This is a genomic window from Microbacterium sp. SLBN-111 (assembly GCF_049739645.1).
In the GTDB taxonomy this organism is placed as follows: domain Bacteria; phylum Actinomycetota; class Actinomycetes; order Actinomycetales; family Microbacteriaceae; genus Microbacterium.
Genome location: NZ_JBMGQH010000001.1, coordinates 1768008 through 1787295, shown reverse-complemented (window position 1 = coordinate 1787295; position 19288 = coordinate 1768008). Strand labels below are relative to the sequence as shown.

Genomic DNA, 19288 nt, shown 5'->3' with positions numbered 1-19288 from the left:
GCCGCGTCGGGTGCTGTGGGGCGGCGGCCGTCGAGCAGTAAATCAGCGCGTGCTGTGCGGAACCGTCCGAGGTTGCGGTTTGTTACGGGTCGGTGCGGCGGGAACGCCCCGGGCCCTCGCCGGGGGCGAGACAATCGACACGTCCCGACCGCATCCGTCCGAGAGGAGGAGCCATGACGCTCCTGACCGTCTGGAAAGAGACCGACCCGACCAGCCCCGTCCTCGAGACGACCGACGAGGACGAGATCCGCGCGGCCCTCGCCGAGCTCGGCGCGCGCTTCTCCCGGTGGGACGTGCACGAGATCGCGTCCGACGCCGCCCTCGACGACGTGCTCGCGCTCTACGCCGAGCAGGTCGAGAAGGTGAAGCAGGACGAGGGCTACACGCTCGTCGACATCGTGGGCCTCTCCCCCGCGCAGGAGAACTACGACGAGGTCAAGGGCGCCTCGCGCGAGCGCTTCCTGTCCGAGCACCGCCACGACGACGACGAGGACCGCTTCTTCGCCAAGGGCGCCGGCGTCTTCTACCTGCACGTGAACGAGAAGGTCCACGCGCTCTACTGCGAGGCGGGCGACCTCGTCTCGGTCCCGGCCAACACCACGCACTGGTTCGACATGGGCACGAACCCCGAGTTCGTCAGCATCCGCTTCTTCCACGACGACGACGGCTGGGTCGGCCACTTCACCGGCAACCCCATCGCCGAGTCGTTCGCGACGTTCGACGAGCTGCACGCGCGCCGGGCCCAGCTGGTCTGACGCCGCTTCTTCGCAGATCCGCCCCTTTCTCGCAGATTCCCCGGGGAATCCTGCGAGATAGGGGCGTTTCTGCGAGTTTCAGACGACGTGGCGCAGCGCGAGCGCGGCCCATGCGATCGGCGGGAGCGTCACGCGCAGGATGCCGTCCTCGACCCACGCCCCCGAAACTCGATGCCGGGCGGTGGCCCGTCGAGTGCCCACGATCGGGTCGAGCGCCCACGTCCCGGCCGCCCCCATCGTGGGCGCTGGACCGGATCGTGGGCGTTGGGTGTCCCGGAGCGGGCGGGCCCGGGGCGGCCGCGTCAGATGACCGCGGCGCTCCAGGGGTCGGGGAGGCCGAAGCGGAACGCCTCGATCGACACCGCCTGCTCGCGCAGGAACGGCAGCAGCTCGATGCGGCCGGCCGTCGTGACCTCGCCGGCGTACACCGTCAGCGTGGGGTCGCCGCCGAGGGTCTCGGCCAGCGCGACGCGCAGGCCCTCCGCCGAAGCCGCCGTGCCGACGAGCCGCACGCGCGACGGACGAGGGACGACCGCCGCGTCATCGGCGGACTCGGCATCCGGGATGCCACCCGCCAGGCGCTGCAGCCACTCCGCATCGGACTCGACCGAGACGGGCACGCCGCTCTCGCCGAGCAGGTGCCGCACCGCGGCGGGGAGTCCGACGGGCGTGCTGAGCGTGAAGCGGGATCCGGACCGGACGGCCGCGACGAGCACGCGCAGCACCGCCTGCCACGGAGCGTCAGCGGTCGCGCGCACGGCCACGTCGGTCGGTCGGTACCGCAGGAGGTTCCGCTCGAGACCGAGGCGGGAGGCATCCTTCACCCGTCCGAATTCGCGGTCCCACGCGACGGCGTCCGACAGGGCACCGCGCCGCAGCCATTCGAACGCGGCGTAGTCGAGCGTCGGCTGGGCGGCTTCGATGAGCGATGATATCCGCGTGTCGAGCCCGCGCAGGTGCAGCGTCGACGACGCGGGACCACCCGACGACGGCCGCCACGACCCCAGAGCCACGAGCCGGTTCGGTCCGCCCGACATCGCGCCCGGGCCCACGCCCGCCGCGCCCCAGCCGCCGAGCGGCTCGCGCTGCACGACCGCGCCCGTGGTGGGGCGGTTGACGCGCAGCACCGCGGCGTCGGCCGTGTCGAGCCACAGCTCGAGATCGGCGGCGTCGCGGGTGTGGAGCCCGGCGACGAAGCCCGAGCCGACGAGGTTCTGCAGCTCGATCGCACGGGCCAGGGTCGGAGCGTGCAGGATGCCGAGCACCGGCGCCGCGACGGCGGTCCGGGTCAGGTGCGAGCCCGCGTGTACGCCCGTCCGGACGCCGGGCGTCCAGAAGCGGCCCGCGGTCTCGGGGCCGAGGTCGAGTTCGCGCGGCTCGACGAGCCACCGCTCGCCGTCGGCGAGGACGGTCAGCGCGCGGCGGACGTCGCCCGCGGGCTCCTCGACCAACGGACCGACGTCGGACAGCGGATCGTCGGCGGGCCCGACGCGGAGCGACCCGACGGCATCCTTCAGCTGCGCCAGGAACCGCGTCGAGCGCGCGACGGCCCCCACGAGGATGACGAGGGACGATGACGTCGCGGCCTGACCGGCGCGGGCGAACGCCCCCGTGACGATGTCGGCGACCGCCCGGTCGAGGTCGGCCGACGGCGTGACGACCACGGCGTTGCGCCCGGCCGTGAGCGCCTGCAGCGGCAGGGCGGGGCGCCATTCGACGAAGCGCTCGGCCGTCTCCCGCGCCCCCGCGAGCAGCACGCGGTCGACGCCGGGGTGCACGATCAGGGCGCGACCGGATGCCTCTTCGTTCAGGTCGACGTACGCGAGTGCGTCGCGCGGGACCCCGGCGGCCCACAGCGCCTCGGCGACGACGGCTCCGGCTCGCCGCGCGCGCGGCGACGGCGTGAGCACGACGCCGGAGCCGGCGGCGAGCGCCGCGAGGGTCTCCGCCGCGCACAGACCGACCGAAGAGTTCCAGCGGGGCGCGACGACCGTGAGACGGTCGGGCACGAACACGGCTCCCGCGACCCGGTCCAGTTCCTTCGCGGTCGCGGCGTAGTACGCGGCGGCGTCGATGGCCTGGTCGGCCTCCGCGTCGGCCTCGGCGAACAGCGCGCCGCCCTCCGAGGCGAGCACCTCGACCAGCTCCGCGCGGCGCTCGGCGAGCGATCGGGATGCCGCCTCGATCACCGCGGCGCGGTCGGTCGCGGCTCGGCTCCCCCACTCCTCGGCGGCGTCGCGGAGGCGCGAGATCACGGCATCCAGGCCCGCCTCATCGTCGATGCGACCGGCGGCGGCCGTCGCGTCCCCGGCCGTCGATCCGGCGACGGCGGCGAGGACGTCGTGCGCCCACGCGCGGTCCTCGGGGACGTTGGGGTCGGCGGCGGGGACGTTGCGGAAACCGGGTGCCGCGCCCGACAGCTCCACGGTCTCGCGCACGGAGAACACCGCGGTGTCGACGAACGCCTGACCGCCGAAGAGCATCTGCTGGACGTCGGGTCCGAGCGCCTGCGTGTCGCCGGGGGCGGCGTCGCGGGCGATGCCGAGCACCGCCTGCGTCAGGCCGCCCGGCTCCCCCGCGTCGTCGGCCGCGGGTTCGCGCAGGAGCCGCGGGGTCGGTGCGATGCCGCGCTGCGGGGCGCGGGCGGGCGCGGGCGTCGCCTCGGGGGTCGCGAACGCGGCGGCGATGCGGGTCTCGAGGTCGTCGTCGCCGTCTTCGGGATGCCGCTGAGCCCCTCGCGCGGCGAGCCCGGCGATCACCGCGTCGGCGTCATCGGGATGGACGACGGGCACGAGCAGGACGTGTGGTCCGTCGACGCTCCATCCGCCGCCGAGCGGCAGCGCGAGGTCGATGTGCCCCTCCGCGTCCTCGGCGAGGGTCCGCACGATCGCGGCGCGCACCGGGTCGCCCGTGGCGAACTCGACCCTCAACCCCTCGGTCGCGCGGCGGCCGAGTGCTTCACGCACCGTCGCGACGGTGAGCGCGTCCAGGTCGGCGGGGGCCGTGACGGCGGGAGCGGGCCAGCCGCCCCGAGCGGCGCGGAGAGCGTCGTCGGTGGGCGGAATCGCGTCGTCGAGGCGCACCGCGAGCGGCGCTCCGCCATCGCTGACGCGCACCCTCGCCCACGCGGCGAGTTCCCGCAGCGCTCCGAGCGTCTCGGGCACGGTGACGGGCAGCGCGATTCCGGCGGACGCGTCCCGCAGCCGCGGCTCCTCGAGCACGCGGGTGAGGACGGCGACGGTGAGGTCGAGGTCGTCGCGTCCCTCGGCGACGAGCGTGACGCGCGTGCCCGAGCCCGCGGCATCCAGGAACACCGGAAGCAGCCGCTCGGCCGCGTACTCGACGTCGGCTTCGAACGCCCACCGCGACAGACCCGCGACGACCTCGGTCACGGCGACGGAGACGCGCGGCATGTCCTCGCGCGCAACGAGGGCCCGGATGCCATCGAGCCGGTGCCGCGCGGCCGATTCGCCCTGCACGGCGGGCGCGGTCAGCCGCAGGTCGGGGGTCGCGTCAGGGCTCAGAGCGGCGAGCGCCGGACCGAGGTGGTCGCCGCGCGCGTCGAGGAACAGGGGCGAGAGCGCGTCGGAGAGGAAGCGCCGCGCGAGGGGAACGGCCGGGGAGGGCAGCACAGGGGCGATGGCCGCACCGAGCTGGACCGCGCCGCGCGCCACCCAGGGCAGCCCGGCCGGGACCTCGCCCGACAGGCGGTGGAGAGCGGCGGCCGGGGCGGCTGTCCCCTCGGGCCGCAGTACACCGTCCGCGGCGCGTGCGAGGAACCCCGCGATCTCGGGCGACGTGGAGGAGGGCGCCGCGAACGTCGCGGCGTAGGAGACGGCGCGCTCGACCGGGTCGGTGGAGAGCAGGGGGCCGTGCGCGTGCGGCTCGTTCTCGCTCATGCTCCACAGCCTAAAGAGCCGACGCGCCCGGCCCCGGCGGCCCCGCCGCGTGGCCCCGAATCGACGCGGGAGGGGTCCCGCCGCACGAGCGACGGGACCCCTCCCCTGGCGGGCGCGTCAGTTCTCGCCGACGCGGCGCCGCCGCCGGACCACCACCCCCCCGCGGCCAGCGCGAGCAGACCCAGCACGAGCGCGGCGATCGACACCGTCCCGCCGGTCACGGCGAGGGGCGTGCTCGCGGTGGCAGCCGGGGGCGTCGTCACCACGGGCCCAGCCGCCGCACGGATCTCCACCGGCACGGACGCCTGTACGGCCCCCACGATCGCGACCAGATCGTGCGTCCCCGCCGGAACGTCCGCCGGCAGCGTCACTGTCACCCGGAACGTCCCCTCACCGTCGGTGCGCAACGCCCCGAGGGCGATCGGCGTCGAGTGCAGCTCGAGGCGACCGTCGGCGTTCGCCGGCCAGCCGGTGCCCGTGACGGTGATCGTCCCGCCCGCGACCAGGTCGCCCGACACCGCCAGCGTCGGGTCGCCCGCGGTGGCGCCGACCGAGGCCGAGCCCGTCCCCCCGACGTTGCCGGCGACATCGACCGCGCGGTAGGACACCGTGACGGCCCCCGCCGGAGCGGTCACGACGGCCTCGGCGCCGGACACGGCGGTCCAGGTCACGGCATCGCCCAGACGGTACTCGATGCGGTCCACGCCGGAGGCGGCGTCGGCCGCGATGAGGCGCACCGTCCGGGTCGTGGCATCCACCGCGCTCGTCACCGTCGGGGCGGCGCGGTCGACGCGGACCGTCGCGGGGACGGATGCCGAGACGTTGCCGGACGCGTCCGTGGCGCGGAACGCGAGGTTCGCCGTGCCATCGACCGGCGTGACCGCGCCGGTGTACGCGGCCCACGTCGCGCCGCCGTCGGTGCTGACCTCGAGCCGCGGGGCCGCGTCGGTGTCATCGGTCGCGGTCGCGGTGACCGAGACGGGCGACACGAACCAGCCGTTCGCACCGTCCGGCGCGGCGGGCGAGCTCGAGACCGTGACGCTCGGCGCCTGGGTGTCGGGCGTCCGGGTGTGCATCCGCAGGAACGTGACGGAGTACGGCGCGAACGTCCGCGTGAAGCTTCCGCTCACGGTCACGTCCGACGTGGTCGGCGCCACCGGAGTGGCCTCCGCCGTGTTCACCGCACCCGGAGCCGCGGCCAGCACGGTCATCTGCGCGGTCGGCAGCACCGCGAGTCCGCCGAGGTCGACCTTCGTCACGGCCTCCTTCGCCTGCGCGTTGACGACCTTGAGGATGACGTCACCGGTCGCCTCGTCCTTCGTCATCACCTGGGCGAACGGCTCGACCGCGGTGTTGGTGAAGTGTCCGGCCTGCTGACCGTCGACGAAGAGCGTCACCTCGGGGCCGCGCACCTGGATGCGCAGGTCGTAGGTGCGTCCCGTCTCGACGCGCGGTGTCCCGGTGTCCGTCACGATCGACTTCGCCCCGTCGACGGCCTTCTCCACGACGCTGCGGGTGTTGCCCCAGCCGCCGAGGTTCCACCACAGGTAGTCGGCCGCCCCCTTCACGCCGAACCCGACGAGGAAGCCCTCGGCACCCGCGAGCTTCGTGGCCTTCAGCGACACGTCGTAGTCCGTGGCATCCAGGGCGGGCCCGGCGACGAGCGTGTTGTTCGCCGTCGTCGACGACTGCACGTAGCTGCCGTCGGCCGCTGACCACGACCCCGCGTTCGCGAGCTTCGTCCAGCCGTCGTCGTTCTTGTCGGAGAAGTCGTCCGCGAAGAGCGTCTTCCCGTCCGGGTCGGTGACCTTCACGTCGTCGTAGCGCGCCGACGTGCTCCACGTCGACAGGCCCACCGAACCGGCCAACCCGGTCGGCGCGAGGTCTCCCCCGGCGGTGGTCGGCACGACGCGGTCGCCCGTGTTGCCCATGAACAGCTTCTGCACCTCGTAGTTCGCCGAGCCCCACACCTGGTCGCGGTCGAACCAGATGAGGTCGGGGCGCCACTGGTTGCTGCTCTGGTCGGCGAGGAGCGGCGCGTACGAAGCCATCTTCACGACGTCCGCGTTGCGCTCGAGCCCGGTCATGTACGCAGCCTCCGACAGCGCGTTGAAGAAGCGGTTGTCGCGCGAGGCGTACTCGCCGATCCACACCTTCGGGCCGTTGCGGTCGTACGAGTCATAGCGGATGTTGTGCGAGAGGAACCACGACGGGTCGCGGTAGTAGTGCTCGTCGACCATGTCGACGTTCTCGGCCCGGTTCTGCGCCCAGTGCTTCTCGAAGTTCGCGCCCTCGGCATCCGGTCCCGAGTTGCTGATCAGGATCATGTCGGGGTACTTCGCCGTGATGGCATCCCGGAACTTCACGAAGTTCGCCATGAACGCCTCGGGGTAGTTCTCCTCGTTGCCGATCTCGATGCGGTCGAGACCGAACGGAGCGGGGTGGCCCATGTCCGCGCGGAGTTTTCCCCACGTCGTGTCGACGCCGCCGTTGGCGAACTCGATGAGGTCGAGCGTGTCCTGGATGTGGCGCTGGAGCAGCGCGGGGTCGGTCTGCTGCAGAGCCTGGCCGCAGCCGTTGAGCAGCGCCGGCACGTCGGGCACGGGCTTGGCGCCGATGTCCTCCGCGAACTGGAAGTACTCGTAGTAGCCGAGGCCGAGCGACTGGTTGTAGCCCCAGAAGTTGGCGTTGGTCGCGCGGGTCTCCACGGGGCCGACGCTGTCCTTCCACTGGTACGACCGGGCGCGCTGGTAACCGGATGCCGCGGAGTAGTCCTCGTGGCTGTTGACGTTGACGATGCAGCCACCGGGGAACCGGATGAACTTGGGGTGCAGGTCGGCGATCTTCTGCGCGATGTCCTTGCGCAGCCCGTTCGCGTGGCCCTTGAACGTGTCGCGCGGGAACAGCGAGACCTCGTCGAGGCGCAGCGTGCCGGTGCCGCCGGCCTGCACGAGCAGACGGGCGCGGTCGGTGGTCGCGGATGCCGTGACGGTCCCGGTGTATTTCACCCACCCGTCGCCGGCCACCGTCGCGGTGACCGCGTCGGAGAGCGCGCTGCCGTCGGCGGCGCGCAGCACGAGCGAGACCGGCGTGCCGGCCGGAGCCGTGGTCCGCGCCCAGAACGACACGTCGTACAGCCCACCCGACGTCAGCGCGATGCCCGTGTCGAACCCGGCGTTCTCCACGCCGAACGTGCCGGTGCCGGTGTTGTTCAGGTCGAGCTGCAGGTACGTGCGGTTGCGCTCGTTCATGCGCGCCGCGTCGTTGACCGGCTTCGCGGACCCCTTGCCGCCGCCCAGACCCACGGGAGTCCAGGCCGTCATGCCCGTGAAGTCACGGTTGTCGACCGGGAGGAACTCGAACGAGCGGTTGCGCACGAGCTCGGCGTAGAGGCCGCCGTCCGCGGCGTTGTTGATGTCCTCGAAGAACACGCCGTACATCTCGTCCGAGATCTCGGCACCGTCCTTCGACGGGCCGGCGGTGATCGAGTAGTCCGCGGTCTCGTCGGTCGGGTACGCGGCGTTCAGACGCTGCTGCTCGGCGACGCTGATCGGCAGGACCGTTCCGTGACGCGGACGGCTCGGGAGCCCGGCATCCGGAACCGACGTCCAGTTCCCCGACGCGATGTCGCGGGTCTCGAACATCATGTAGCCCTGGCCGCCGTGGTAGCTCGGCTGGTCGATGAGCATGTACCAGTGGCCGGCTTCGGCGTTGTCGGCGAACACCGTCGGGCCCTCGCCGTTGGTGAACGTGCCGCCCCACGGGTTGGGCTGGCCGACGCCGATCTGCTCCTTTACGAGCTGCCAGCCGGGCGTCGAGGTGGTGGTGGGGAGCGAGCCCGTGACGGTCGCGGTCAGGTCGGTCGAGCGCTCCTGACGGACGGTCATGGATGCCTCGTCCTTGAGGAAGCGGTAGTACACGTCGCCGTCGCGCACCACGGTGGCGTCGATGGTGCCCTTGCCCGCGCCGCGCTTGACGTCGACCCACGGCTGCGGCTCGCTGAACGTGACGAAGTCACGGGTGGTGACCATCATCATGCGGTTGTAGCTGTCGGCGGCGCGACGGCCGTCGGTCGAGGCGCTCGGGTACAGGTTCGAGGCCCAGTAGACGACGTACTCGCCGCGGTCCGGGTCCCACGTGGCCTCGGGCGCCCACGTGTTGCCGGCGAGCGCGCTGGACACGGTGATCTGACGCAACGGGCTCCAGGTCACGAGGTCGTCGGACTGCCACACGTTGAGCTTGCGGCTGCCGACCTCCTGGGCGCGACCGAAGTCGCCGTTATAGCGGTCGAACATGTTGAGGTCGGTGGACAGCATGTAGAAGCGGTCCCCGTCGGGCGAGCGCATCACGAACGGATCGCGGATGCCTTCCTCGCCCTGGTCGGAGGTGAGCACGGGCTTGCCGTCGTTGAGGGTCAGCCAGCTCTTCGGGTCGTTGCCGCGCGACGTCGCGAACGAGATCTCCTCGTCGGTCGTCGTGCTCTCGCCCGTGAAGAACGGGAAGAAGTACGCACCGAGCTCCTGCTTCTCCGGCAGCGGCTGCACGACGAGCGAGAAGGTGCGGGTGACCGAGCTCGAACCCTTGCTCACGGTCGCGGTGACCTCGACCGTCTTCGCGGCGGAGCCGTGCGCGGGGCGGGTCACCTCGCCGGTGGCCGTGACGACCGCGGCGTCGGACGACGTCCACGCGACGGTGGTGCCGTTCTGCCCGGCGGTGGGCAGGGTGACGTTGCCCCGGATGTCGTCGGCGCCGGGGATCGCGAGCGCTGCGGCCGCGGCATCCACGTCCTGCTGGTTCGAGGGCGTGCCCTCGGCGACGAGCGCCTTCACCTCGTCGTCGGTGAGCGCGGAGTCGTAGATCGCGACGTCGCGCACGCCGCCCTTCCAGATGCGGTCGGGGTACGACGACTTGCCGATGTAGGACACGAGCCCGGTCCCGAAGTCGGCGACGGTCCGGGTGGATGCCACGGTGCCGAGCTTCGTGCCGTCGAGGTACGCCGTGATCGAGGTGGGCGTGATGACCGTCGTGTACAGCGCCCACGCGTCGGTCGCCGCGGGTCCGGCGACGCCGCGGGACGCGTCGGTCGGCGAGATGCCGCGCTCGAGCGTCCACGGCTGGCCGATGCGCGGACCGTCGGTGAACACCGACTTCACGCGGCCGGCGGGGTTCGACGGGTTCAGCAACCAGTACTGCTGCGGCAGGTTCTCGGTGGTGCCGAAGAACATCGCGGCCTGGTTCCCCGCCCCGGTGCGGTCCTGCAGCCACGCGGACACCGTCACGGTGCTGTGGCCGTCGAAGAGTCCGGTGGGCAGTTCGACGTACGCGGCGTTCGACCCCGCCGCCCCGCCCGGGAGCGACAGCTTGTCGCCGTCGAGGGCGAAGCCGGTGCCGCGGATCGTCGCGGCGTGACCGTGGCCGGACGTGTCGGGAACGGTGGTCCCCGTCGTCGCGGCGAAGTCGTACGACGCCAGCGGCACGGGCAGCGGCGCCGCGGCCGCACCCACCGCGGGAACGAGCCCGCTCAGGACGACGGCGGCAGCGGCCAGGAGGGAACCGGCGCGACGGAGTGTCCTCCCGCGCGCGGCCTCAGGGGTTCGGGGGCGTGACAGCACCAAGATCGTCCTCCTCGACGATGGGTGATCCGGCGGGGGCCGGCGGAAGCGGGCTCGAATTGTGAGCGCTCACTTTCGCATCATCTTTGAGGTTGTCCAGCGTCCGTGTCAACAGTCCTCACCCGTGGTAGCGCTCCCGGTCGCGAAATGTGAGGCTTCACACGAAAGGGCGCATGTTGCGTCCGACGCGCCTCCGGCGCCCGGCCGCGACCCTGGTTCGCTACTGTCGATTCGCCCCGACCACTGGAGACCGCCATGGCTCAGACCTTCACCGACATGCCGCTGGACCTGCTGCACGAGTACCGCCCGGAGCTCATCGAGCCCGAGGGCCTGGATGCCTTCTGGACCGAGACGCTCGCGGAGGCCCGCGCCGCCGCCCGTCCCGCGACGCTCACCGCGGTGGACGGTCCCGTCCGGGCCCTGTCGGTTCAGGACCTGACCTTCACGGGGTACGCGGGAGACGAGATCCGCGGCTGGGTCGTGCGCCCCCACGGCGACGAACCGCTACCGGCGGTCGTCGAGTTCATCGGGTACGGCGGCGGTCGCGGCCCTCCCCGGCGACAAGATCGCGTGGGCCGCCGCGGGCTACGTGCACGTCATCATGGACACCCGCGGCCAGGGCTCGGGATGGAGCATCGGCGACACCCCCGACCCCCACGGATCCACCGCCGCCTACCCGGGCGTCATGACCCGTGGCATCCATGATCCGCGCGAGTACTACTACCGCCGCCTGTACACCGACGCCGCGCGGCTGGTCGACGTGGTCCGCGAGCTTCCCGGAGTGGATGCCACCCGCATCGCCGTCACCGGCGGCAGCCAGGGCGGCGCGCTCGCGATCGCCGCGGCGGCGCTGTCGGGCGACGCGGTCGCCGCAGTGATGCCGGACGTGCCGTTCCTGTGCGACATCCCGAACGCGATCGTGCGCACCCCCTCCCCACCGTTCACCGAGGTCACGCGGTGGCTCTCGATCCACCGCGACGACACCGCGGCCGCCCTCCACACGCTGTCGCACATCGACGGCGCGATCCTCGCGCGACGGATCGCGGTCCCCGCGTTCTTCTCGGTCGGACTGATGGATGACATCGTGCTGCCGTCAGGGGTGTTCGCGGCGTTCCACGCCCTGGCATCCGAGGACGCCGCGATCGAGGTCTACGCGTACAACGGTCACGAGGGCGGCGGATCGCGGCACTGGGCGCGTCAGGTCGCGTGGCTCGACGCCCGGTTCGGCCTTTCGGGCTGACGCCCCGGACGCGCCCGGCTCAGCGCCAGTCGCTCGGTGCGGGCCGCTTCGTCGAGGGCAGCGCGGAGGCCGCGGCCCAGTCGTGCACCCACGGCTCGACGTCGGGCACGCCCTCGGGGCGCCCGACCGCGGCGAACAGCTCCTCGTGCGGCACGGTCCCGCCCGTGCGGCGCAGGATGCGAGCGCGGATGATCGCGCGGGCGAAGATCTCGCCGTCGACCACGGCGCGGTGCTCGAGGTAGACGGCGCGGTCGTCGTGGCCGAGCATGCGCGTCTCGAGCTCGAACCGCTGCCAGAGTTCCAGCGACCGCCGGAACGTGATCGTCTCGGCCGCGACCACGGCGTACCAGCCGTGCGCCTTCATCGCGCCCGCGATGCCCGTGCGCGTGAGCAGATCCCAGCGCCCGAGGTCGAACAGCGACAGGTAGCGGCCGTTGTTGAGGTGCCGGAGCAGGTCGATGTCGGTGGGCAGCACGCGGATGCGGATGCGTCCGACCGAGTTCGGGTCGACGGGGCCCTCGCGCCGTAGGCGACGCTGCGCGCGGAGGAGGACGAGAAGGGTGCGCCAGAGGACGTTCACGAGCCGCGAGCGTAGTGATCTTCCTACGAAGCGGCGATTCCTTTGTACGCAGCCGACAACGCCGGGGCGTCGGGTTCGCGCGGCGGATACACCCAGGCCACCAGCACGACCGACACGATCATCAGCAGAAACCACGACGACAGCTTCGACGCGTCGACCGGATGCCACCCGTCCACCTGCGACGGATACAGCCACGCGCCGGCGTACGTGGCGATGTTCTCCGCGAGCCAGATGAACACCGCGACACCGGCGAACGCGAGGAGCAGTGGCATCCGGAATGTGCCTCGGAAGAAGCGGAAGTGCATCACCGTGCGCCCCCACAGCATGACGACCGCGACGACGAGCACCCAGCGCAGGTCGACGATCCAGTGGTGGGTGAAGAAGTTCGCGTAGATCGCGGCGGCCACGATCGCCGTGAGCCACCGCCGCGGATAGCGCGTGAAGCGCAGGTCGAACAGCCGGTAGACCCGCACCATGTAGCTGCCGACCGCGGCGTACATGAAACCGCTGTAGAGCGGGACGCCGCCGATGCGGAGGACGCCGTCGGCCGCGTACATCCACGACCCGACATCGGTCTTGAACAGCTCCATCACCGTGCCGACGACGTGGAACAGGACGATGACGCGCAGCTCGCGGAGGGTCTCGAGCCGGCCGACGACCATCGCGACCTGGATGACGACCGCGGCGATCGTCACGGCGTCGTTGCGGGCGAGCGCCGCGTCGTCGGGGTACCAGAGCTTCGCGGCGAGAACGACCGCGAGGAACGCCGCCCCGAACACGCACGCCCACGCCTGCTTGAGCACGAAGACGGCGAACTCGACGAGACGCGCGCGGGCACCGGTGGCGGGGGCGGAGCGCAGCAGCCGGTTCGCGTATGCATCGATGCTGGCCTCGACCGGCGTGAGGGCGGGGCGCGCGATCATGCCCCGGATCGTGGCACGCGAGTCTGGCAGGACGCCGATGCCTACCGCATCCCGGGGTCGTCGGCATCCGATTTCCGGGTGACGGGAGGGCCGCGTAGAGTCGCGCCATGACTGCGGAAACCCGAACCGACATCGTCGTCCGTCCGGTACGCGATGTGGATGCCGAGGCCCTCGGCCGCGTGCACGCGACGTGCTGGCACGAGACGTACGATCACCTGATCAGCACCGCCGCTCTCGAAGCGGTGTCCCCCAAGCGCATGGCCGAGCTGTGGACCCACTGGGCCGCCCAGGGCGAGGACTACCGCATGCGCGCCGCTCTCGTCGACGGCGAGATCGTCGGCTTCGTCGGCTCGGGTCCCGCCCGCGACGAGGACGCCCCGCGAGCACGCGAGCTGTACTTCATCTACCTGCTCGACCAGTTCCACGGAACCGGCATCGGCCAGCAGCTCTTCGACGCCGCCGTCGATGAGGGCGAAGAGCTGTACCTGTGGGTCGCGGAGGACAACCCCCGCGCCCACCGCTTCTACGCGCGCAACGGCTTCGCGCTGGACGGCGCGTCGCACGTCGAGCCCTTCCTCGGTGAGGAGCTCACCGAGGTGCGCTTCGTCCGCTGACGTGCTGGAGATCTGGGCCCTCGAGGGCATCGGCGAGATCACGCCCGGCACCGACCTGGTCGGGGTGATCCTCGAGGCCGCGGGCGACACGCTCCGTGACGGTGACATCGTCGTCGTGACGAGCAAGATCGTGTCGAAGGCCGAGGGCCGGATCCTGCACGCCGACGACCGCGAAGACGCGATCACGCGCGAGACCGTTCGGCTCGTGGCATCCCGCACCTCCCCCGCCGGCCACGTGACGCGCATCGTCGAGAACCGCCTCGGGATCGTCTCCGCCGCCGCCGGGGTCGACGCCAGCAACACTCCCGAGGGCACCGTGCTGCTGCTGCCCGAGGACCCCGACGCCTCTGCGCGCGAACTCGCCACCGGCCTGCGGGTCGCCACGGGCGCGTACGTCGGCGTGCTCATCACGGACACGCTCGGCCGCGCCTGGCGCGAGGGCCAGACCGACCACGCGATCGGCGCCGCGGGCGTGCACGTGTTCGAGGACCTGCGCGGGACCGTGGATGCCGAGGGCCGCCCCCTCGTCGTGACGCTGCCGTGCGTGGCCGACGAACTGGCCGCCGCCACCGACCTCGTGAAGGGGAAGGCCGCGCGACTGCCGGTCGCCGTGGTGCGCGGCCGTGGCGACCTCGTCGGCGACCTCGACCTCCCCGGCGCCCGCTCGATCGTGCGGCCCACCGAGCGCGACATGTTCGCGCTCGGGTCGGACGAGGCGTACGCCGCCGGGTTCGCGGCGGGGCGCGCGGCGCGCGACTGAGCAGGACAATCGGTCGGCCCCACAGAGTTACAGAGTTACGGAGTTATGGGCGTTTTATCCGATCTGGATAAAGTCTCCTAAAATCACTAAAGTGGCGGCGTGGAAGCGCTGACCAACCCGTACACGCCCAACGCCGGAGCCGAGCCTCAGGCGGTCGTTGGACGCGACGACCAGCTCGGATCTTTCGACCTCCTCCTGGCCCGCATCGAACGGGGCCGAACGGAGCAGTCCATGATCATCACTGGACTGCGGGGGGTGGGGAAAACCGTGCTGCTTGGGCAGTTTCGGTCGAAGGCCCTCGGGCGTGACTGGGTTGTGGTGGAACTCGAAGTGAGCAAGAACGACGAAAGCCACTTCCGCCGAACCCTCGCGTCGAAACTTCGCACCGCGCTGTACGAGCTCTCACCGAAGGCACGCTGGACAGACCGCTTCCAGCACGCGGCCGGCGTGCTGCGATCGTTCACCGTAAGCGTCGACGCCAGCGGCGCGTGGGCCGCGGGTCTGGATGTCGACGCTGCAGAGGGTTTCGCGGATCATGGCGACCTCGCTCTCGACGTCACAGATCTGTTCATCGCCATCGGAGACGCGGCACAGGAACGCGGCCGAGGACTCGTGCTCTTGCTGGATGAGGTCCAGTTCCTAAATAAGCAGCAGCTTGAGGCGGTCATTGAGGCCCTGCACAAAATGGTGCAGCGAAAGTTGCCGGTCACGCTGGCCGGCGCCGGACTGCCCCAGATTGCGGAGCTGGCCGGCGACGCCAAGTCCTACGCCGAGCGCCTCTTCAAGTTTCCTTCCATCGGGAATCTCAACGAGGAGGACGCAAGGGCTGCGCTCATGAAGCCCGCATCCGATGAGGGCGTCTCGTTCGACGAGGAATCGCTCGCGGAAGCGCTCAGCGTCACAGGCGGGTACCCGTACTTTCTCCAAGAGCTCGGGTACGCCGTATGGACGGTTGCGCAGGGCCCCGTCATCACTCGTGAAGACATCGTGACAGCGCTGCCAGCTTATGAAGCGAAGCTCGACGAATCGTTTTTCCGCGTGCGGTTGGACCGTGCCACCGAGATGCAGAGGGCCTATCTGCGCGCCATGGCAGAGCTCGGATCACAGCCGCAGAAGGCTTCGGACGTCGCTGATGTGATGGGACGCACGTCTCAGAATCTTGGCCCTACGCGGGCAGAACTCATCAACATGGGGTTGCTGTACACACCCGAGCATGGCTACGCCGCCTTCACCGTTCCGCACTTCGATACGTTCCTCGTCCGAGCAATCCCTGTTCTGGACGTGCCGCCCCTCCGCGCTCGCAAATCCAAGAACGGGGTGTAGCTCGAGCGATCAGCGGACGCCGCGGGCGGCCAGCGCCTCGCCGAGTTGATCGGCATGCTGGAGCGAGAGCACGAGGAACGGCACCAGACCCGCACGCAGGGACGGACGGATGCCACGGGCGCGCTGCGCCTCCCGCACCTCGGCCGCGAGCCGCGCGAGGACCGGAATCGTCGTGATCGTCACCGCGAGGAGGAGCGCTGCGCGCTCGGCATCCATTCCGATCCGGCGAAGCGGGCCGAGGCCGCGCTCGAGGGCGTCGAGCATGTCGTCGACGCGCGTTGTGAGCGGGAGGAGCGCCGCCACGAGCAGGGCCGCGGTCACCCGCGCGGTGTTCGCGAGCGCGGGTTCGGGGCCGAGGAAGATCAGCTGTCCGAGGGCGGTGACCGCGATGATCCAGCGGAGCCCCCACACCTGCCGCCCCAGTTCACGCAGCCCGACGCCCGAGACGACATACGCCAGCAGCACCGCTCCGGCGCAGACCGCGGCCGTCCACGCCACGGTCGGGAGCGCCGCGAGCGCGATCGCCGCGACGGCGAGCACCAGCATCTTCGGGCCCGCGGGCAGGCGGTGCAGGATGCCGTTTCCGGGGCGGTAGAGGCTCAGCACACGAGCGCCCGTTCGTATTCGTCGACCACCTCGGATGCCACGCCCGCGGCGCTGACGCTCCCGTCGGCGAACAGCACGGCGGCTTCGCACCGGCGCGCGAGGGCGAGGTCGTGGGTGACGAGGACGAGCGCGTGACCGGCGTCGGCGAGCAGGTGGCTCGCGATGCGGCGGGCGTTGCGGGCGTCGAGGTACGCGGTCGGCTCGTCGGCGACCACGAGGTCAGGCTCGCGCACGAACGCCCCCGCGAGCGCGAGCAGCTGCTTCTGTCCGCCGGACAGGTCGTGGGCGGGCCGCTCCGCGAGGTCGGTCAGACCGAATCGCTCGAGCGTCCGCGCGACCCGCTCGGCGCGCTCCGCTCTCGGGAGTCGTTGCGGGCGCAGCGAGAACGCGACGTCCTCCGACACCACCGGCATGACGATCTGCGCGTCGGGGTTGCTCAGCACGAGCGCGACGCGGCGGCGGTGCTCCGTGGCATCCGTGTCCGGGTCGAGTCCGAGCACCCGGACGTCGCCGGTGTCGCGACGGACGAGCCCCGCGAGCACGCGTGCGAACGTCGATTTGCCCGAACCGTTGTCGCCGATGACCGCGATCGTGCGGGCGTCGAGATCGAGGGAGACGCCGCGCAGGACGTCGCGGCCGTCCAGCCGCACGCCGAGGTCGCGACACTGCAGGATCACGCGGCGACGCGCTCCTCGACCGGCGCGGCGCTCCACTGACGGCGGAACCCGCGCGGGTACACCCGCACCAGGAGGGTCACGACGATCGTCGCGATCGCCGCCTTGAGCAGGTCGCCCGGGATGAAGACGAGGCTCGCGATCACGGTGTCGCCGAGGGGCAGGCGCGTCACGAGGCTCTGGACCGGGATGCCGAGGGCGTAGATCGCGACGACACCGCCGGCGACCATGCCGATCGCGGTGCGCCACCAGACGGGGCGACGGTTGCCCGCGTGCACGATGAGGCCGACGACGATCGCGCCGAGGATCCAGCCGATCGCGTAACCGGCGGTCGGGCCGAGGAACACCGCGAAGCCACCGCGACCGCCGGCGAGGAGCGGAAGCCCGACGGCGACGAGGACGAGCAGGACCGTGACCGACAACGCCCCGAGCCACGGCCCGAGGATCGCACCGGCGAGCATGACACCGAGGGTCTGCGCGGTGATCGGCACGCCCCCGAACACCGGGAAGCTCCCGGGCAGGCCGAGCACCGCGATGAGTGCGGCGAGGACGGCCACCCGCGCGAGGTCGGTGGCATCCGGAGTGCGAAAGGTCATGGTCGAATCCTTACCTGAACAGTGTTCACCTGAACGGTGTTCACTATAGTGGCATCGTGACTCCTTCCGCACGCGGCCGTGGACACTCCGCCGACGACGTCGCGCGCACCGCGCTGCGGATCCTCGACGACGACGGCCTCGCCGACCTCACGATGCGCCGCCTCGCGATGCGACTCGACGTCCAGCCGAGCGCGCTGTACTGGCACTTCCCGAACAAGCAGTCGCTGCTCGCCGAGCTGTCCGACCGCATCGTCGGGCAGGCGGCATCCCTCCTCCGCGGATCCGGAGTCGTCGCCGAAGCCCGCGCGCTGCGCGACGCGCTGCTCGCCTACCGCGACGGCGCCGAGGTCGTCTCGAGCACGCTCGCGCTCGGACTGGGTTCGTCCGCGGCGCTGGATCGACTGACGGCCGCGGTCGCCGCCGAGGGCTTCGTGCCCGAGGTCGCCGCCCGCGCCGCCACGACGCTGCTGCATTTCGTCCTGGGGTTCGTCTGGCACGAGCAGCAGCGACTCCAGTACGACAGTGTCGGGGTCGTTGCCCCTGGCGCGGGACACGTGCCCGAGGCGGACTTCGCCTTCGGCGTCGACCTCATCCACCGCGGGCTGCACGCCGCCGCGGGGGCACGGCCGGCGTAGGCCGAGCGGGGCGTAGGCCCGGGGCGGCGTAGGCCGGCCGACGGGGGCCCGGGCCGCGCGGCCTCAGCGCTGGCGGACCTCGCCGAACAGGCGCGCCACGGGGATGATGAGGCGCGGACGGGCGGCGATCCACGTGGCGGCCATCACCAGCAGGGATGCCGCGAACAACAGCAGTCCGGTCGGGTCGGTGGCGAAGGCGTCGGGGTCGACCGAGCCGCGGGCGGCGTACATGTGGTCGAGGTTGCGCAGCGCACCCGTTGCGAGCACGAGGAACACGTGTACGGCGATGAATACGACGAAGAACAGCATCACCGGGAAGTGGATGCGACGCGCCCACTCCGCGGGGAAGAGGCGGTTCAGCCGCGCGGCATCCTTCGGCCAGACGCCCGACAGGCGCACGCCGGTGACGATCGCGAGGGGGGCCGCGACGAACGTGATCGCGAAGTACGACAGCTGCTGGAGGCTGTTGTAGTTCACCCACCCGTTCTCGGTGGGCCAGTCGAGCGAGACGTACTGCAACGCCGCCGAGACCGCGTTCGGGAAGACGTCCCACGACGTCGGCACCACGCGCATCCATTGCCCCGTCGCGAACAGCAGCACGATGTAGATCACCCCGTTGGCGATCCACAGCACGTCGATGGCCTGGTGGAACCACAGGGCGAGGCTGATGCGGCGGCGCTTGTTGCCGCGCGGCGACCAGAAGGCATCCGGTCGCTTCTGCCGGCGGAACTGCAGCCCCGAACGGATCACGAGCAGCAGGAACAGGCTGTTGAGGAAGTGCTGCCAGCCGAGCCAGGCCGGGATGCCGACGGGTGCCGCCTCGGGAAGCGCGTACTGCCCCGGGTACGTGGCGAGGAAGTCGCGGAACGGTCCGAGTGACACCAGCACCCGCGCGATCAGGACGAGGAACACCGCGAGCACGAGCGCCGCGAAGCCCAGCAGGAGAACGGACCCGATCCATTGCGCGGGCGTCAGCTCACCGAAGACGCGCGACGGCCCGCGTTGGGGGGTGCGGGGTGTGGACGCCATCTACTTCTTCGGGCCGGAGCGAGCGCTGACCTCCCGACGATA

General features: G+C 71.5%; 16 protein-coding genes. 7 read left to right on the top strand and 9 right to left on the bottom strand.

The window, feature by feature from the left end:
• The first annotated feature begins 173 nt into the window (after nt 1-173).
• Nucleotides 174-755, top strand: coding sequence for a 1,2-dihydroxy-3-keto-5-methylthiopentene dioxygenase (locus tag RKD05_RS08420; protein WP_424709343.1), 582 nt, complete (start codon nt 174-176; stop codon nt 753-755).
• Nucleotides 756-833: 78 nt separating this feature from the next.
• Here RKD05_RS08420 and RKD05_RS08415 read toward each other — a convergent pair whose 3' ends face one another.
• The 3 genes from RKD05_RS08415 to RKD05_RS08405 all read right to left on the bottom strand — a co-directional run bounded on the left by RKD05_RS08415 (nt 834) and on the right by RKD05_RS08405 (nt 10266).
• The gene (locus RKD05_RS08415; protein ID WP_424709341.1) at nt 834-992 is read right to left on the bottom strand and encodes a hypothetical protein; all 159 of its coding nucleotides are present in this window, start codon (nt 990-992) and stop codon (nt 834-836) included.
• Nucleotides 993-1057: 65 nt separating this feature from the next.
• Nucleotides 1058-4654 carry a proline dehydrogenase family protein gene (locus tag RKD05_RS08410; RefSeq protein ID WP_424709339.1) on the bottom strand — a complete coding sequence of 1199 codons (3597 nt, stop codon included), beginning with the start codon at nt 4652-4654 and terminating at the stop codon, nt 1058-1060.
• Nucleotides 4651-10266 (bottom strand): alpha-L-arabinofuranosidase C-terminal domain-containing protein, encoded by a 5616-nt coding sequence (locus tag RKD05_RS08405; RefSeq protein WP_424711799.1) that lies wholly within the window; start codon nt 10264-10266, stop codon nt 4651-4653. The genes RKD05_RS08410 and RKD05_RS08405 overlap by 4 nt, the downstream gene beginning before the upstream one ends.
• A 255-nt stretch (nt 10267-10521) precedes the next feature.
• On the opposite strand from RKD05_RS08405, the gene RKD05_RS08400 reads away from it, so the two are divergent.
• Both RKD05_RS08400 and RKD05_RS08395 read left to right on the top strand, forming a co-directional pair.
• The gene (locus RKD05_RS08400; RefSeq protein ID WP_424709337.1) at nt 10522-10971 is read left to right on the top strand and encodes an acetylxylan esterase; all 450 of its coding nucleotides are present in this window, start codon (nt 10522-10524) and stop codon (nt 10969-10971) included.
• Entirely contained in the window at nt 10868-11506 is a 639-nt protein-coding gene (locus RKD05_RS08395; protein ID WP_424709336.1) for an acetylxylan esterase, read from the top strand. The genes RKD05_RS08400 and RKD05_RS08395 overlap by 104 nt, the downstream gene beginning before the upstream one ends.
• Nucleotides 11507-11525: 19 nt before the next feature.
• Here RKD05_RS08395 and RKD05_RS08390 read toward each other — a convergent pair whose 3' ends face one another.
• On the bottom strand, nt 11526-12086 hold the full coding sequence (locus RKD05_RS08390) for an acyl-CoA thioesterase (protein WP_424709335.1): 561 nt from the start codon (nt 12084-12086) through the stop codon (nt 11526-11528).
• A 23-nt stretch (nt 12087-12109) separates the two neighbouring features.
• The gene (locus tag RKD05_RS08385; protein WP_424709334.1) at nt 12110-13009 is read right to left on the bottom strand and encodes a DUF817 domain-containing protein; all 900 of its coding nucleotides are present in this window, start codon (nt 13007-13009) and stop codon (nt 12110-12112) included.
• Nucleotides 13010-13116: 107 nt separating this feature from the next.
• On the opposite strand from RKD05_RS08385, the gene RKD05_RS08380 reads away from it, so the two are divergent.
• From RKD05_RS08380 to RKD05_RS08370, 3 genes are all read left to right on the top strand, one after another.
• The gene (locus RKD05_RS08380) at nt 13117-13623 is read left to right on the top strand and encodes a GNAT family N-acetyltransferase (protein WP_022879470.1); all 507 of its coding nucleotides are present in this window, start codon (nt 13117-13119) and stop codon (nt 13621-13623) included.
• 1 nt (nt 13624) lies between these two features.
• Nucleotides 13625-14383: a coenzyme F420-0:L-glutamate ligase gene (gene cofE, locus RKD05_RS08375; RefSeq protein WP_424709332.1), complete on the top strand. Its 759-nt coding sequence runs from the start codon at nt 13625-13627 to the stop codon at nt 14381-14383.
• A 99-nt stretch (nt 14384-14482) separates the two neighbouring features.
• Nucleotides 14483-15706, top strand: a complete 1224-nt coding sequence (locus tag RKD05_RS08370) for an ATP-binding protein (protein WP_424709331.1) — start codon at nt 14483-14485, stop codon at nt 15704-15706.
• A gap of 9 nt (nt 15707-15715) precedes the next feature.
• Here RKD05_RS08370 and RKD05_RS08365 read toward each other — a convergent pair whose 3' ends face one another.
• Genes RKD05_RS08365 through RKD05_RS08355 form a run of 3 tightly spaced genes read right to left on the bottom strand, consistent with a single transcriptional unit; the run spans nt 15716 to nt 17582 of the window.
• A complete protein-coding gene (locus RKD05_RS08365) occupies nt 15716-16312 on the bottom strand; it encodes an energy-coupling factor transporter transmembrane component T family protein (protein ID WP_424709329.1) in 597 nt (198 codons plus the stop codon).
• Nucleotides 16306-16989, bottom strand: a complete 684-nt coding sequence (locus tag RKD05_RS08360) for an energy-coupling factor ABC transporter ATP-binding protein (RefSeq protein ID WP_424709327.1) — start codon at nt 16987-16989, stop codon at nt 16306-16308. Before RKD05_RS08360 ends, RKD05_RS08365 begins: the two co-directional genes overlap by 7 nt.
• Nucleotides 16986-17582 (bottom strand): biotin transporter BioY, encoded by a 597-nt coding sequence (locus RKD05_RS08355; RefSeq protein WP_424709325.1) that lies wholly within the window; start codon nt 17580-17582, stop codon nt 16986-16988. Before RKD05_RS08355 ends, RKD05_RS08360 begins: the two co-directional genes overlap by 4 nt.
• 56 nt (nt 17583-17638) lie before the next feature.
• On the opposite strand from RKD05_RS08355, the gene RKD05_RS08350 reads away from it, so the two are divergent.
• Nucleotides 17639-18217: a TetR/AcrR family transcriptional regulator C-terminal domain-containing protein gene (locus tag RKD05_RS08350; RefSeq protein WP_424709324.1), complete on the top strand. Its 579-nt coding sequence runs from the start codon at nt 17639-17641 to the stop codon at nt 18215-18217.
• A 63-nt stretch (nt 18218-18280) separates the two neighbouring features.
• Here the strand turns inward: RKD05_RS08350 and RKD05_RS08345 are convergent, their stop codons facing one another.
• Nucleotides 18281-19246, bottom strand: coding sequence for a cytochrome b/b6 domain-containing protein (locus RKD05_RS08345; protein ID WP_424709322.1), 966 nt, complete (start codon nt 19244-19246; stop codon nt 18281-18283).
• Between the last annotated feature and the right edge of the window lie 42 nt (nt 19247-19288).

What these genes read in the sequence shown, in the direction of transcription:
- RKD05_RS08415 (WP_424709341.1), bottom strand. Translation starts at nt 992, where the DNA reads ATGGGGGCGGCCGGGACGTGGGCGCTCGACCCGATCGTGGGCACTCGA.
- RKD05_RS08410 (WP_424709339.1), bottom strand. Translation starts at nt 4,654, where the DNA reads ATGAGCGAGAACGAGCCGCACGCGCACGGCCCCCTGCTCTCCACCGAC.
- RKD05_RS08345 (WP_424709322.1), bottom strand. Translation starts at nt 19,246, where the DNA reads ATGGCGTCCACACCCCGCACCCCCCAACGCGGGCCGTCGCGCGTCTTC.
- RKD05_RS08420 (WP_424709343.1), top strand. Translation starts at nt 174, where the DNA reads ATGACGCTCCTGACCGTCTGGAAAGAGACCGACCCGACCAGCCCCGTC.
- RKD05_RS08395 (WP_424709336.1), top strand. Translation starts at nt 10,868, where the DNA reads ATGGACACCCGCGGCCAGGGCTCGGGATGGAGCATCGGCGACACCCCC.
- RKD05_RS08400 (WP_424709337.1), top strand. Translation starts at nt 10,522, where the DNA reads ATGGCTCAGACCTTCACCGACATGCCGCTGGACCTGCTGCACGAGTAC.
- RKD05_RS08355 (WP_424709325.1), bottom strand. Translation starts at nt 17,582, where the DNA reads ATGACCTTTCGCACTCCGGATGCCACCGACCTCGCGCGGGTGGCCGTC.
- RKD05_RS08380 (WP_022879470.1), top strand. Translation starts at nt 13,117, where the DNA reads ATGACTGCGGAAACCCGAACCGACATCGTCGTCCGTCCGGTACGCGAT.
- RKD05_RS08385 (WP_424709334.1), bottom strand. Translation starts at nt 13,009, where the DNA reads ATGATCGCGCGCCCCGCCCTCACGCCGGTCGAGGCCAGCATCGATGCA.